The organism is Streptomyces sp. NPDC018947, from assembly GCF_044390505.1.
Lineage (GTDB): Bacteria > Actinomycetota > Actinomycetes > Streptomycetales > Streptomycetaceae > Streptomyces.
This window is the reverse complement of the sequence record NZ_JBIRZD010000011.1, coordinates 198,745-211,564: the sequence shown is the minus strand read 5'-3', so window position 1 is coordinate 211,564 and position 12,820 is coordinate 198,745. Positions and strand designations below refer to the sequence as shown.

The window sequence follows — 12,820 nt, the reverse complement described above, 5'->3', positions numbered from 1 at the left end:
CTCAGCCGCACTCCTCGGCCCGGCGGACCAGCAGCTCGCGTTCGCGTTCGTTGCGGGCCAGGGACGCGGCCCGTTCGAACTCCGCCCGGGCCTCGGCCGTGCGCCCCAGGCGCAGCAGGAGGTCGCCGCGGACGCTGGGCAGCAGGTGGTACCCGCGCAGCGCGGGTTCGGCGGCGAGGGCGTCGACGAGGGCGAGGGCCGGGGCGGGTCCCTCGGCCATCGACACGGCGACCGCGCGGTTGAGTTCGACCACCGGGGACGGGGCGCGGGCGGCGAGCATCCCGTACAGCGTGGCGATGCGCGGCCAGTCGGTCTCCTCGTAGCGGTACGCCGTCGCGTGGCAGGCGGCGATGGCGGCCTGGATCACGTACGGGCCCGGGGCGCCGGCCGCGTGCGCGGTGGCGCGGTCGAGGGCGGTGATGCCGCGGGCGACGAGCATGCGGTTCCAGCGGCTGCGGTTCTGGTCCTTCAGCAGGACGGGTTCCCCGTCGGGGCCGGTGCGGGCGGCGGTGCGGGACGCCTGGAACTCGAGCAGCGCGGTCAGGCCGTGCACCTCGGCTTCCTTGGGCATCAGGGCGGACAGCACGCGGGCCAGGCGCAGGGCGTCCTCGCACAGACCCGGGCGGAGCCAGTCGTCCCCGGCGGTGGCCGCGTACCCCTCGTTGAAGATCAGGTAGATGACCTCCAGGACGGAGCCGAGGCGGGCCTCGCGGTCGGGTCCGTACGGCACCTCGAAGGCGACGTTCTTCCTGGCCAGCGTGCGTTTGGCGCGCACGATGCGCTGGGCGACCGTCGGTTCGGGCGCCAGGACGGCGCGGGCGATCTCGGAGGTGGTGAGGCCGCCGAGCAGACGCAGGGTGAGGGCGATGCGGGCCTCGGCGGACAGCACCGGGTGGCAGGCGGTGAAGACGAGCCTCAGCAGGTCGTCGTCGATGCCGTCCGGGTCGGCGGGCTCCTCGGGCGGCGGCGCGGCGGCCGGCAGGTCCCGGCCGATCTCGGCCAGCTTGCGGGCGTAGGTCTCCCGGCGCCGGATCAGGTCGACGGCGCGGCGCCGGGCGGTGGTCGTCAGCCAGGCGCCGGGGTTGTCGGGCACCCCCTCCCGCGGCCACTGCTCCAGGGCCGCGACGAGGGCGTCCTGCGCGATCTCCTCGGCCACGCCCACGTCCCGCACGAGGCGGGCGACGGTGGCGATGACGCGGGGCGACTCCAGGCGGAACACGGTCTCGATGGCGTCCGCGGCCCGGTCGGGGCGGGCGGTTCCGGGCGGGGCTGCGGTGGGCTGTGGCTGCACAACCCACCATGCAACACCCTCCAGGACCCGGGGCAAAGCGGAAGTCAGCCCTCCATGATCTCCCGCACCTCACAGGTGACCGTCCAGTGCTCCTCGTGGACCTTGAGGAAGCGCTTGGTCCACTCGATCGCCTCGGCCATGTCCTTGGCCTGCATCAGCGCGTAGCCGCCGACGACCTCCTTGGACTCGGTGAACGGGCCGTCGGTGACGGACAGGTCGCCGCCCTCGTAGTGGACGCGGGTGCCCTGGGCCGTGGGGGTCAGCCCGGCGGTGTCCAGCAGGACGCCGGCCTTCGTCATCTCCTCCATCAGCTCCCCCATCCGCTGCATCAGCTCGGGGCTGGGGCCCTCGGCGGGGGCGTTGTTCTCGTCGATGCGCACGAGCGACAGGTAGCGGGGCATGGTGACTCCTCGTTCGGTGTGCCGGCCGGTCCTTCCCGGCCTCTCACCCCTGCGTCGAACGGCGGGGCCGGGGATCGACACCCCCGCCGAAAAATTCTGGAGAATTTTTCCGGACCGCGTCCGCGCAGGTCAGCGCAGTGACTCCCACAGTTCCCGGGCGTCCGGCTCCCGTGCCACCACCCGGTTGTCGTCCCAGGGCGCCGGCACGACCGGCATCGTCACCGTGCGGACGGCGTCCGCCGACAGTCCCGACAGGCTGCGGCCGAGGTCCGTCAGCTCGCCCAGCGAGTCCAGGCCGGTGTCGGTGGTGAGGCTGCCGGTGACGGCGTCGGCGACCCGGTACAGCTTCGCGGGATCGGTGAGGAGGCCGGCGTCGGAGATCCGCTCCAGCAGTGCCCTGACCAGTTTCTGCTGGAGCTCGATGCGGGCGAGGTCGCTGCCGCCGGCCAGTCCGTACCGGGTGCGGGCCAGCCCGAGGGCCTGGGTGCCGTCGAGGTGATGGGTGCCGGCGTCCAGCCGGAGGTGGCTGCGGTCGTCGTCGATGTCGGCGTCGGTGGTGACGGTGACGCCGCCGAGGGCGTCGACCAGGCGGGCGAAGCCGGAGAAGTCGATCTCGATGTAGTGGTCCATGCGGACGTCCGTGAGCGTCTCGACGGTCTTGACCGCGCAGACCGGGCCGCCCAGGGCGTACGCGGTGTTGAACATCGCGCCCTGCGCCTCGCGGGTCGTGCCGCCGGACGGCAGCGGGCAGGACGGGCGGGTGACGAGCGTGTCGCGCGGAATGCTGACGACGGTGGCGGAGGTCCGGCCGGGGTCGAGGTGGACGACCATCGCCGTGTCGGAGCGGGCGCCCTCGCTGTCGCCGCCGCCCAGTTCCCGGTTCTCCTCACCGCCGCGCGAGTCCGACCCGAGCACGAGGATGTTCAGGGCGCCGGTGGGCGGCGGGTCCTCGGACGCGGCGGCGGAGGGCGCGGTGACCGGCCGTGCGGGGCGGTCGTCGCCGAGCGCGCCGTTGATGTCGACGCTCCTGATGTTGCCGTTCAGATGCCAGTACGCCCAGCCCGCCGCGGCGGCCCCCAGCAGCAGCGCACCGGCCAGGGCGAGGCCCGCGGCCCTGAGCCCCCTCGCCCGGCCGTCCCGCTCCCCCGCGCGCCCGCTCCCCCGTTCCTCCGCGTACCCGTCCCGCCCAGCCCGCGCCACCATGCCTCAGCCCCCGCCCGTCCCGTTCGCCCGCGCCCCACACGGGCCCCCCACCTGGGAGGAACATAAGTCCGAATAATGGGACGGGGACAGACGCCGACGGCATTCTGCGGAAATTCTCAGATTCCGCGGGACGCGGCGGGAGGCCGCGCCGTCCCGTTTCCGGCGCGCGCCCGCGCCGACGGTGTTTCGTCCCGGCACCGTGCGGGGCATCCCCCCTCTACCTTGCGGCTGCTCGCCAGGAGGGGGACTGATGGAGCGGTGGGCCCCCGCAGCTACTTCGACCACGGCGCGTACGGGACGCTCCGTGCCGCCGCGGCCGCCCGCGACCGGGAGGGGACCACACCCAGCGCATGGACGCCAAGGACGTCATCCAGCGGATCCAGCAGGCTGTCCTGCGGGCCACGGAGCGGTTCCTGACGGAGCACAACGTGGACACGTCCGCCCTGCGCCCCGCCCAGGAGAGCGTGATGAAGCAGACGTACAACATCAACGGGCCGGTCAGCGGCCAGAACAACTTCCCTGTCTCACGTCCCTGACGGCGGCCCTGGGTCTGTGAGGGGCCCGTCCACCGACTCGAACCGCCACCGGTGCACCGCCCGGGTGGTCAGCCCGCCGTCGGGTTCCGGGAGTTCGGGGAGGTCGGCGTCGTAGTCGGCGTCCCACCAGGTGATGACGAGGACGCGGTCCTGCGGGGCGCGCAGGGTCTCGCGGCGCAGGGGCTCGGCGGCGAGCGGCTGGGCGCGGGCCCAGGCCAGCAGGTCCTCGCCCCGGCCGGGCACGGCCCGCGCCTCCCACATCAGGGCGACGGTCACGAGTACAGGTTCTCCTTGCCGACCTCGTGCACGTGGTCGTGCGAGTGTCCCGGCACGTGCGGGTCGGTCACCGGCAGCGACGAGTCGGCCGACAGGTCCCAGTCGGAGGCGGCCCGGTCGCGGGCGACCATCTCGGCGCCGAGCGCGGCGACCATCGCGCCGTTGTCCGTGCACAGCTTGGGCCGCGGTACGCGCAGTCGGATGCCGGCCGCCTCGCAGCGCTCCTGGGCGAGCGTTCGCAGCCGGGAGTTGGCGGCCACGCCGCCGCCGATCATCAGGTGGTCGACGCCCTGGTCCTTGCAGGCCCGTACGGCCTTGCGGGTCAGCACGTCCACGACCGCTTCCTGGAAGGAGGCCGCCACGTCCCGCACCGGCACGTCCTCGCCCGCCGCCCGCTTGGCCTCGATCCAGCGGGCCACGGCCGTCTTCAGCCCGGAGAAGGAGAAGTCGTACGCGGGGTCGCGGGGGCCGGTCAGCCCGCGCGGGAACGCGATCGCCTTCGGGTCGCCCTCGCGCGCGTACCGGTCGATGACCGGGCCGCCGGGGAAGCCCAGGTTCAGCACGCGGGCGATCTTGTCGAAGGCCTCGCCGGCCGCGTCGTCGATGGTGGCGCCCATCGGACGGACGTCGGAGGTGATGTCCGTGGACAGCAGCAGCGAGGAGTGCCCTCCGGAGACCAGCAGCGCCATCGTCGGCTCGGGCAGCGGGCCGTGTTCGAGCTGGTCGACGCAGATGTGCGAGGCGAGGTGGTTGACGCCGTACAGGGGCTTGCCGAGCGCGTAGGCGTACGCCTTCGCCGCCGAGACGCCGACCAGCAGGGCTCCGGCCAGGCCGGGGCCGGCGGTGACGGCGATGCCGTCGAGGTCGCGGGCGCTGACGCCCGCCTCCTTCAGCGCGCGGTCGATGGTGGGGACCATCGCCTCCAGGTGGGCGCGGCTCGCCACCTCGGGGACGACGCCGCCGAAGCGGGCGTGCTCGTCGACGCTGGACGCGACGGCGTCGGCCAGCAGGGTGGTGCCGCGCACGACACCGACGCCGGTCTCGTCGCAGGAGGTCTCGATCCCCAGTACGAGAGGTTCGTCGCGTGAGTCAGCCATGGTTGTCGGTTCCTTGTACGGGGTCGGCGCCCGCGGCGGGGCCGCCGTCGGGCGCTGTGGTCAGGCGCATCACCAGGGCGTCCACGTTGCCCGGCTGGTAGTAGCCGCGCCGGAAGCCGATGGGCTCGAAGCCGAAGCGCTCGTAGAGCCGCTGCGCTCGCGTGTTGTCCACCCGGCACTCCAGCAGCACTTCCGTGCACTCGAACGCGGTCGCCGCGCGCAGCAGTTCGGTCAGCAGCCGCGCGCCGAGTCCGGTGCCCCAGTGGTCGCGGGCGACGGCGATGGTCTGCACGTCGGACTGCTCGCCGGAGGCGACGAGTCCCGCGTACCCGACGATCCGCTCGCCGCCGTCCTCGCCGTCGGTGCCCGGGAGCACCGCGACGACGTATCTGCGGGTCGCGCCCGGTCCTCGCGCGTGGGCCAGCTCGGACCAGAACATCCCCCGCGACCAGGCGTCCTCCGGGAACAGCTCCCGCTCCAGCCGCAGCACGGGGTCGATGTCCCACCAGCGCATCTCGCGCAGTTCGGCACTCTGGGGCGGCGTCACGGGCTCGGTCACTTCGGGGTGACCACCTTGTAGTTCTTGGGGACCTGGGCGTCGGGCCTGCGCAGGTAGAGCGGCCGGGGCGCGGGCAGTTCCTCGCCGGCCGCCAGCTTCTCGGCGGCCAGGCAGGCCAGGGCGGCGGCGGACACGTGCTCGGGTTCGTGCACACGCGGGAAGGTGTCCGGGTACAGCAGCGCGCCCGCGCCGACGGCCGGGAGTCCGGCGACCCGGCCCGCGATGTCGGCGGGGCGGTCGACCGCCGGGTCGGTGAGGCGGGTGCGCGAGTCGGCGTAGCGCGCCCAGTAGACCTCCTTGCGGCGGGCGTCGGTCGCCACCACGAAGGGCCCCTCCAGGTCGGTGGCGTACGCCAGGCCGTCCAGGGTGCACAGGCCGTGCACGGGCACGCCGAGCGCGAGCCCGAAGGTGTCCGCGGTCATCAGGCCGACGCGCAGTCCCGTGTACGGGCCGGGGCCGATGCCGGCGACGACGCCCGTGACGGCGTCCAGGCGCAGACCGGCCTCGGCGAGCACCCGGTCGACGGCGGGCAGCAGCAGCTCACCGTGGCGGCGTGCGTCCACCTGGCTCGACGAGGCGATGACGTCCGTACCGTCGTGCAGCGCGACGGTCACGGCGGGCGTGGCGGTATCCAGAGCGAGCAAGAGCACGCAAACAGCCTACGGCGCCCGCGGGCCCGTGTCGGACGACCGGGTCGGACGGCCCCCTGCTGCTACGGTCGCCGGGAAGCACGCCGCGTCACCATCCTCGCACCCTCCGTGGCGGCGACGCGGCGCACGAGTTCGACGTACGACGCCTAGGTGGTCCCAGTGGCAAGCAGCAGCGCCGGCATGGTGGCCGCGCTCATGGCGGCGGCCCTCGGCACGGTCGGTTACCTCGCCTACCAGGCCTCGTCCCACGCCCCGGCCGGTCCGGTCCGGGCGCACGCGAGCAGTTCCCCCGCCCCCGGTGCCTCCAAGGCGCCCCGTGACGCGCGGCACCCGGACGCCCTGCCCCTCGGGTCGGGCAGGGGCGAACGGGTGGTGTACTCGCTGGACGACGACCGGGTGTGGCTGGTCGGCGCCGGCGACAGGATCCGGCACACCTTCAAGGTCACCCCCGGCGCGGTCGACCCGGTGCCGGGCACCTACGCGGTGATGTCCCGCTCGAAGCGGATCACCGGGTCGGACGGTGTCCCGGTCGAGCACGTCGTGCGCTTCACCAGCGTCAAGGGTGTGGTCATCGGGTTCAGCGCGGCCGTGGACGACTCGCCGCCGAAGCCGGATCCGGGGGTGCGGACCGGCGGCATCCGGGAGTCGCGGGCGGACGGCGACGCCATGTGGCGGTTCGCGACGATCGGCCAGCGGATCGTCGTCATCCCCTGAGCCGCCGGCCCCCGACGGGTCAGGCGGCCTCGCGGTGCTCCCGGACGGGGCGGTGCGCCTCCGGTTCCGGCGTGCGCGGCGGCGTGGAGACCGCGGCCGCCGCGGCACAGGCCCTGAGCAGTTCCTCCATGGACACCCCGGCGCCGGTGGGCGGCTGGGTCACGGGCTCCGGCATGGACGCCTCCTGAAGATCGGGGGCGGACGTGGTTAGGCATGCCTAACTACGAGCTGGATACCATGTGACCACGGGAAAGACCCGAATGGCAATATCTTGCCGACGTCTTGTCGGAAACGGGGGCGGCCCGGGCTCAGGCGGTCGCCACGCTCAGGTCCACCGCCGCCCAGCGCTCGCCGAGCCCCGTCAGCGTCACGTGGCGCACCTCGTCGGTCGTGTCGCCCACGGCCCGGTGGATCCGGAGCTGCAACCGGTCCTCGGTCAGCTCCTCCACCTTGCCCTCGCCCCACTCCACGACGATCACCGAGTCGGAGAGGGAGACGTCGAGGTCGAGGTCCTCCATCTCGTCCAGGCCGCCGGACAGCCGGTAGGCGTCGACGTGGACGAGCGGCGGGCCGTCGCCGAGCGAGGGGTGCACACGGGCGATCACGAAGGTCGGGGAGGTCACGGCGCCGCGTACGCCGAGGCCCTCGCCGAGCCCCCGGGTGAGCGTCGTCTTGCCCGCGCCCAGCTCCCCGCTGAGCATCACGAGGTCACCGGCGCGCAGCAGCTTGGCGAGGCTGCGGCCCAGCTCCCTCATCTGCTCGGGGGAGGTGACGGTGATCTCGACGGCGGGGGCGGGCCCGGCCGGGCCCCGCGGTGCTGCTGCTTCCATAACGGTCAACGGTAGCCGCTGCCCGGCGGCCCGCCCGTGTCCCGCCGCGGTCGCGGTGCGGACAGTCACACCGCGGTGCCGCGTGCCCTCTCGTGCGCGCGGGCGAGCAGGTCGGCGAGGCGGTCGGTGACCAGCTCCGGGTGCTCCAGCATCACCAGGTGCCCCGCGTCGGGGACGAGCACCAGCTCGGCGTCCGGCAGCAGGTCGGCGATGGCCTCGCTGTGCTCGCTGGGCGTCACCAGGTCCCGCACCCCGGCCAGCACCAGCACCGGGACGCCGCGGAAGCGGTCGAGGGCGGCGGTCTTGTCGTGGTCGTTGAAGGCGGGGTAGTACTCGGCGACCACGTCGATCGGCGTCGACTCGATCATCCGCTCGGCGAACCGGGCCACGGCCGGGTCGATGTCGCGGGACGCGAACGAGTACCGCTTGATGATCCCGGCGAACAGGTCGGCCGTCGCCCGCCGCCCCCTCTCCACCAGCTCGGCGCGCTGCCCCAGGGCCTTCAGCACACCGGGCAGCACCCGCCGGACCGCGTTGACGCCGGCCACGGGCAGTCCGAAGTTGACCTCGCCGAGCCGGCCGGACGAGGTGCCGACGAGGGCGACGCCCACGACGCGCTCGCCGATCAGGCCGGGGAACTGGTCGGCCAGGGCCATCACGGTCATGCCGCCCATGGAGTGCCCGACCAGCACGATCGGTCCCTCGGGCACGGCCGCGTCCAGGACGGCCTTCAGATCGCGGCCCAGTTCGTCGATGGTGACCGGCTCGCCGTCCCGCACCTGGGACACGCCCCGCCCGGACCGGCCGTGGCTGCGCTGGTCCCAGTGGACGGTGCGCACGACGCCCCTCAGCGCGGCCCGCTGGAAGTGCCAGGAGTCCTGGTTGAGGCAGTAGCCGTGGCAGAAGACGACGGTGACCGGGGCGGGCTCCCTGCGGCCGAACAGACGCCGGCGGCGCCGGGTGAGCGCGGACTCGGTCTCCGGGGCGAGGTCGTCGACCTCGTAGCACAGCTCGGTGCCGTCGTCGGCGTACGCCTTGCCGGGGGTGCCGCGCAGTTCGCCGTACGGGCCCGCCGAATCGAGGGCGAGCCGTGCCTTCTGGCGCATTCCGCGGCCGACGGTGAGCCGTTCTATCGCCACCCCGGCCGCCGCGCCCGCCGCGACGACGCCTATCGCCACCCCGGCGATACCGGTCGCCCGGCGCCAGCCCCCGGCGGCGGCGTCGGTGGCGGCCTCCGTGGCGGAGGCGACGGCCGCCGCGACGGCCTCCGCGTTGCTCTCGCTCACGTGCTCCGCTCCTCTTCGCCGGGCCGCTGCGCGATGCCCGCTGGTCGCTGATTCACCTGGACGTGGGGGTCACGCCGTGGACGGACGCGTCACTTGTCGACGTAGACGCGCGGGACGCGTGTTCCGACCCGGGTGACGATCTCGTAAGCGATGGTGCCGGCCGCCTGGGCCCAGTCCTCTGCGGTCGGCTCACCGCGGTCGCCGGGGCCGAACAGCACCGCCTCGGCGCCGGGCCCGGGCCGGTCCCCGCCCAGGTCGACGACGAACTGGTCCATCGCCACCCGGCCCGCGACCGTACGCCATTTGCCGTCGACGAGCACGGGGCCGCTGGAGGAGGCGTGGCGCGGGATGCCGTCCGCGTAGCCGAGGGGGACGAGGCCGAGGGTGGTCTCGCCGGGGGTGGTGTAGTGGTGCCCGTAGCTCACGCCGTGGCCGCCGGGGACCTGCTTGACCAGGGCCAGCGAGGCGGACAGCGTCATCACGGGGCGCAGTCCGAAGTCGGCGGGGGTGCCGATCTCGGGGCTGGGCGAGACGCCGTACATCGCGATGCCGGGGCGTACGAGGTCGAAGTGGGACTCGGGGAGCGTGAGCGTGGCCGGCGAGTTGGCGATGTGGCGCACCTCGGGGCGCACGCCCTGCCCTTCGGCGTACGCCGTCATCTCCCGGAAGCGGGTGAGCTGGGCGGCGATGGAGGGGTGCCCGGGCTCGTCGGCGCAGGCGAAGTGGGACCACAGTCCGGTGACGCGGAGCAGGCCCTCGCTCTCGGCGCGCAGGGCCTCGCGGACCAGTTCCTCCCAGTCCCCGCCGGGCTGGCAGCCGCTGCGGCCGAGGCCGGTGTCGGCCTTGAGCTGCACGCGTGCGGGAAGCCCGGCCTGTCGTGCCGCCGCGGTGACCTCGTCCAGGGCCCACATGCCGCTGACGGACACGTCGAGACCGGCCTCGACGGCTTCCCGCCAGGGGCCACCGGGCGTCCACAGCCAGCACATGATGCGCACGTCGTCGGGGAGTCCGGCCTCCGCACGCAGCGCGAGGGCCTCCTGCGGCGTGGCGGTGCCGAGCCAGGTCGCGCCCGCGGCGACGGCCGCGCGGGCGCAGGGGATCGCGCCGTGGCCGTAGGCGTCGGCCTTGACGACGGCCATGAGGGCCGCACCGGGCGCCCGTTCACGCAGCGCGCGCACGTTGGCCCGCAGTGCGGCCAGATCGATCTCGGCACGGCCCCGCAAGGACGCGCCCCACTGGGCGGAAGTCTCACTCATCGTCCCCACAGTCTCTCAGAGCCCCGATCCCCCAGTCCGCACACCGCCGTACGTACCTCGGGCAACCCCACCACGGGGAGACCCGCCGCCCCCCGGCCGGCGCGGCGCATCCGCACCGCCGCAGCCGTCCGAGCCGCGGGCAGTCGCGGCTCCCCCAGTGCCTGAACGGCCTGGGAGGTACCCCCGGGGCGGCACGGGTGGGCGCAGCGGCACCCTGTCGGCGCCGGACAGCGCACCCACCCCCGCAGCCGGCGGCACCCGACGAAACGCCGGACCACACCGACACCCCGCCCCGGCACCGTCCACCGACCCCCCGCTCAAACCCCCCGCACGTCCCGCCAAGCCAACGGCACCGCCTCCGCCACCTCGTGCGCCCCCACCGGCGCCCCCCGCGCCGCCAACCGCCCCGCCAGCCCGTGCAGATACGCCCCCGCGCTCCCCGCGTCCACCGCCGACAGCCCCGCCGCCAGCAACGACCCCGCCACCCCCGACAGCACGTCCCCGCTCCCGGCCGTGGCGAGCCACGACGTCCCCGTGGCGTTGACCCGTACGACCCCCCGTCCCCCCGCCCCGGCCACCACCGTCGTCGACCCCTTCAGCAGCACCGCCGCCCCGTACCGCCCCGCCAGCTCCCGCACCGCCGCCAGCCGAGCGCGCTCGACCTCCTCCCGGCTCACCCCGAGCAGCGCCGCCGCCTCCCCCGCGTGCGGCGTCATCAGCGTCGGCGCCGTACGCCCCCGCACCGCCTCCGCGTCCGCCAGCCGCAGCCCGTCCGCGTCGATCAGCACCGGCACCTCGGCCTCCAGCACCTCCGCCACGGTCGCGGCGTCGTCCCCGGCACCCGGCCCGACGACCCACGCCTGCACGCGCCCCGCCCGCCTGGGCCCCCGGTCCGACACCAGCGTCTCCGGGTACCGCGCGATCACCGCGTCCCCGGCCGGCCCGACGTACCGCACCGCACCGGCCCCGCCCCGCAGCGCCCCGGAGACGGCGAGCACGGCGGCCCCCGGATAGCGCGCCGACCCGGCGGCGATGCCGACGACACCGCGCCGGTACTTGTCGCTCTCCGCCACCGGCACCGGCAGCAGCCGGGCCACGTCCGCGTGCTGGAGCGCCTCCAGTTCGGCCGCGTCGTTCGGCAGGGCCAGCCCGATGTCCACCAGCCGCACCGACCCGGCGTACTCCCGCGCCGGATCGACCAGCAGCCCCGGCTTGTGCGTGCCGAAGGTCACCGTCAGGTCGGCCCGGACCGCCTCCCCCCGTACCTCCCCCGTGTCGGCGTCCACCCCGCTCGGCAGGTCCACGGCGACGACCGCGGCCCGTGACCGTCCGGCCGCGGCGGCGAGCGGCACCGCCTCCGCCCGCAGCCCGCCCCGGCCGCCGATCCCGACGATGCCGTCCACGACCAGGTCGGCGCGCTCGATCAGCCGCTCCCCCGCGCCGTCCGCCGCGACGCGCCCGCCGGCCCGCTCGAGCGCCGTGAGCCCGCCGGCGTGCGCGCGCCCGGGCGTCAGCAGCACCGCCGTCACACCCGCCCCGCGCCGCGCGAGCCGCGCCCCGGCGTACAGGGCGTCACCGCCGTTGTCGCCGCTGCCGACCAGCAGCACGACCCGGCTGCCGTAGACCCGCCCGGCCACGCGGCCGAGCACCTCCGCGCAGGCGGCGGCGAGCCCGGCCGCCGCCCGCTGCATCAGGGCCCCCTCCGGCAGCCGTGCCATCGACTCCCGTTCGGCCGTCCTGACCGTCTCCACGCTGTACGCAGTCCGCATGGGGTCGAGTCTTCCCTGTCCGCCGCGAACGTCACGGACCGCACCGGTCGCGTCGGCACTCGGCCGGGGCTCGCTTGACAGACGCGTTTGCCGGGGCGGCAAATGACCCCATGGGCGAAGACGATCACCGTGCGGACGCCGGCGGCCCGGACGGTCCCCGGGCCGGGGAGGGCCCGGCGGACGACGACCTGACGGCACCCGTACTGGCGGCCCTCGGCCCGCGCCTGCGTGCCCTGCGCCGGGCCCGCGGGACGACGCTGGCGCGGCTGAGCGCGACGACGGGGATCTCGGTGAGCACGCTGTCCCGGCTGGAGTCGGGCCTGCGGGAGCCGACGCTGCGTCACCTCCTGCCCCTGGCCAGGGCGTACCGCCTCCCCCTGGACGAACTGGTCGGCTCCGAGACCGGCGACCCCAGGGTCCACCCGCGCCCCTTCGTGCACGGCAACGGCCAGACCTGGATCCCGCTGACCCAGTACCTCGGCGGCGGGCTGCACGCGTACAAGCAGGTCCTCCCCGCCGGGGCGGCCGGGCGGACGGCCCGCCCCGAACAGGGCTCGCACGAGGGCCACGTGTGGATCTACGTGCTCTCCGGCCGGCTCCTCCTCGCCCTGGGCGACCACGACCTCGTGCTGACGGCCGGCGAGACGGCGGAGTTCGACACGCGCGTCCCGCACGGCACCGCCAACGCGGGCGACCGCCCCGTCGAGTGGCTCGCCCTGTACGGCGCCCAGGGCGAGCGCATGCGCCCCCGGGTCCAGCCGTCGAAGGACTGAGCACACCCGGACGGGACCTCCCCGTCGCGCGGAACCGGCGACAGCCGTACGGGCCCCGGGCCGCCCTCTTCAGCCCCGCCTCCGGCACACCTCGGCGGACGGGCCCCGCCCCCGACCACCCTCCGCGCCCACGAACCCGGCACCGGCCGCGACCCACCGAGACCTGGAGCCCCGTCCCC

General features: G+C 75.0%; 15 protein-coding genes. 3 read left to right on the top strand and 12 right to left on the bottom strand.

Annotated features, from left to right (window positions below; translation table 11 throughout):
* Nucleotide 1 precedes the first annotated feature (1 nt).
* From ACH499_RS22115 to ACH499_RS22105, 3 genes are all read right to left on the bottom strand, one after another.
* Nucleotides 2-1,291, bottom strand: a complete 1,290-nt coding sequence (locus tag ACH499_RS22115) for an RNA polymerase sigma factor (RefSeq protein WP_399017733.1) — start codon at nt 1,289-1,291, stop codon at nt 2-4.
* Nucleotides 1,292-1,335: 44 nt separating this feature from the next.
* A complete protein-coding gene (locus ACH499_RS22110; protein WP_356197837.1) occupies nt 1,336-1,692 on the bottom strand; it encodes a YciI family protein in 357 nt (118 codons plus the stop codon).
* Between the two features lie 129 nt (nt 1,693-1,821).
* Nucleotides 1,822-2,895 carry an LCP family protein gene (locus tag ACH499_RS22105; protein WP_399017730.1) on the bottom strand — a complete coding sequence of 358 codons (1,074 nt, stop codon included), beginning with the start codon at nt 2,893-2,895 and terminating at the stop codon, nt 1,822-1,824.
* 350 nt (nt 2,896-3,245) lie between these two features.
* Here ACH499_RS22105 and ACH499_RS22100 point away from each other — a divergent pair, with 350 nt between their 5' ends.
* Nucleotides 3,246-3,431, top strand: coding sequence for a hypothetical protein (locus ACH499_RS22100; protein WP_399017728.1), 186 nt, complete (start codon nt 3,246-3,248; stop codon nt 3,429-3,431).
* Here the strand turns inward: ACH499_RS22100 and ACH499_RS22095 are convergent.
* Genes ACH499_RS22095 through tsaB form a run of 4 tightly spaced genes read right to left on the bottom strand, consistent with a single transcriptional unit; the run spans nt 3,420 to nt 6,013 of the window.
* Nucleotides 3,420-3,707 (bottom strand): hypothetical protein, encoded by a 288-nt coding sequence (locus ACH499_RS22095; protein WP_356197829.1) that lies wholly within the window; start codon nt 3,705-3,707, stop codon nt 3,420-3,422. The genes ACH499_RS22100 and ACH499_RS22095 overlap by 12 nt on opposite strands.
* Complete coding sequence (gene tsaD / locus ACH499_RS22090; RefSeq protein WP_399017726.1) at nt 3,704-4,804, bottom strand: tRNA (adenosine(37)-N6)-threonylcarbamoyltransferase complex transferase subunit TsaD; 1,101 nt, start codon at nt 4,802-4,804, stop codon at nt 3,704-3,706. Before tsaD ends, ACH499_RS22095 begins: the two co-directional genes overlap by 4 nt.
* The gene (gene rimI / locus ACH499_RS22085; RefSeq protein WP_399017724.1) at nt 4,797-5,363 is read right to left on the bottom strand and encodes a ribosomal protein S18-alanine N-acetyltransferase; all 567 of its coding nucleotides are present in this window, start codon (nt 5,361-5,363) and stop codon (nt 4,797-4,799) included. The genes tsaD and rimI overlap by 8 nt, the downstream gene beginning before the upstream one ends.
* The gene (gene tsaB, locus ACH499_RS22080) at nt 5,360-6,013 is read right to left on the bottom strand and encodes a tRNA (adenosine(37)-N6)-threonylcarbamoyltransferase complex dimerization subunit type 1 TsaB (RefSeq protein WP_399017722.1); all 654 of its coding nucleotides are present in this window, start codon (nt 6,011-6,013) and stop codon (nt 5,360-5,362) included. The genes rimI and tsaB overlap by 4 nt, the downstream gene beginning before the upstream one ends.
* A gap of 159 nt (nt 6,014-6,172) precedes the next feature.
* Between tsaB and ACH499_RS22075 the strand changes: the two genes are divergently transcribed.
* Nucleotides 6,173-6,727 carry a hypothetical protein gene (locus ACH499_RS22075; RefSeq protein ID WP_356197822.1) on the top strand — a complete coding sequence of 185 codons (555 nt, stop codon included), beginning with the start codon at nt 6,173-6,175 and terminating at the stop codon, nt 6,725-6,727.
* A gap of 19 nt (nt 6,728-6,746) precedes the next feature.
* Here ACH499_RS22075 and ACH499_RS22070 read toward each other — a convergent pair whose 3' ends face one another.
* The 5 genes from ACH499_RS22070 to ACH499_RS22050 form a co-directional block, all read right to left on the bottom strand.
* Nucleotides 6,747-6,902, bottom strand: coding sequence for a hypothetical protein (locus ACH499_RS22070; RefSeq protein ID WP_399017719.1), 156 nt, complete (start codon nt 6,900-6,902; stop codon nt 6,747-6,749).
* A 133-nt stretch (nt 6,903-7,035) separates the two neighbouring features.
* Nucleotides 7,036-7,557: a tRNA (adenosine(37)-N6)-threonylcarbamoyltransferase complex ATPase subunit type 1 TsaE gene (tsaE, locus tag ACH499_RS22065; protein ID WP_356197816.1), complete on the bottom strand. Its 522-nt coding sequence runs from the start codon at nt 7,555-7,557 to the stop codon at nt 7,036-7,038.
* Nucleotides 7,558-7,622: 65 nt separating this feature from the next.
* Complete coding sequence (locus tag ACH499_RS22060; protein ID WP_399017717.1) at nt 7,623-8,843, bottom strand: alpha/beta fold hydrolase; 1,221 nt, start codon at nt 8,841-8,843, stop codon at nt 7,623-7,625.
* A gap of 89 nt (nt 8,844-8,932) precedes the next feature.
* Entirely contained in the window at nt 8,933-10,099 is a 1,167-nt protein-coding gene (alr, locus tag ACH499_RS22055) for an alanine racemase (protein WP_399017715.1), read from the bottom strand.
* A gap of 317 nt (nt 10,100-10,416) precedes the next feature.
* The gene (locus ACH499_RS22050; protein WP_399017713.1) at nt 10,417-11,868 is read right to left on the bottom strand and encodes an NAD(P)H-hydrate dehydratase; all 1,452 of its coding nucleotides are present in this window, start codon (nt 11,866-11,868) and stop codon (nt 10,417-10,419) included.
* A gap of 110 nt (nt 11,869-11,978) precedes the next feature.
* On the opposite strand from ACH499_RS22050, the gene ACH499_RS22045 reads away from it, so the two are divergent.
* Nucleotides 11,979-12,641, top strand: coding sequence for a helix-turn-helix domain-containing protein (locus ACH499_RS22045; RefSeq protein ID WP_399017711.1), 663 nt, complete (start codon nt 11,979-11,981; stop codon nt 12,639-12,641).
* Nucleotides 12,642-12,820: the final 179 nt, after the last annotated feature.

Excerpts from the sequence above, each read along its gene's own strand:
- ACH499_RS22100 (WP_399017728.1), top strand. The coding sequence starts at position 3,246 with ATGGACGCCAAGGACGTCATCCAGCGGATCCAGCAGGCTGTCCTGCGG.
- ACH499_RS22050 (WP_399017713.1), bottom strand. The coding sequence starts at position 11,868 with ATGCGGACTGCGTACAGCGTGGAGACGGTCAGGACGGCCGAACGGGAG.
- ACH499_RS22045 (WP_399017711.1), top strand. The coding sequence starts at position 11,979 with ATGGGCGAAGACGATCACCGTGCGGACGCCGGCGGCCCGGACGGTCCC.
- ACH499_RS22105 (WP_399017730.1), bottom strand. The coding sequence starts at position 2,895 with ATGGTGGCGCGGGCTGGGCGGGACGGGTACGCGGAGGAACGGGGGAGC.
- ACH499_RS22110 (WP_356197837.1), bottom strand. The coding sequence starts at position 1,692 with ATGCCCCGCTACCTGTCGCTCGTGCGCATCGACGAGAACAACGCCCCC.
- tsaE (WP_356197816.1), bottom strand. The coding sequence starts at position 7,557 with ATGGAAGCAGCAGCACCGCGGGGCCCGGCCGGGCCCGCCCCCGCCGTC.
- ACH499_RS22070 (WP_399017719.1), bottom strand. The coding sequence starts at position 6,902 with ATGCCGGAGCCCGTGACCCAGCCGCCCACCGGCGCCGGGGTGTCCATG.
- tsaD (WP_399017726.1), bottom strand. The coding sequence starts at position 4,804 with ATGGCTGACTCACGCGACGAACCTCTCGTACTGGGGATCGAGACCTCC.
- alr (WP_399017715.1), bottom strand. The coding sequence starts at position 10,099 with ATGAGTGAGACTTCCGCCCAGTGGGGCGCGTCCTTGCGGGGCCGTGCC.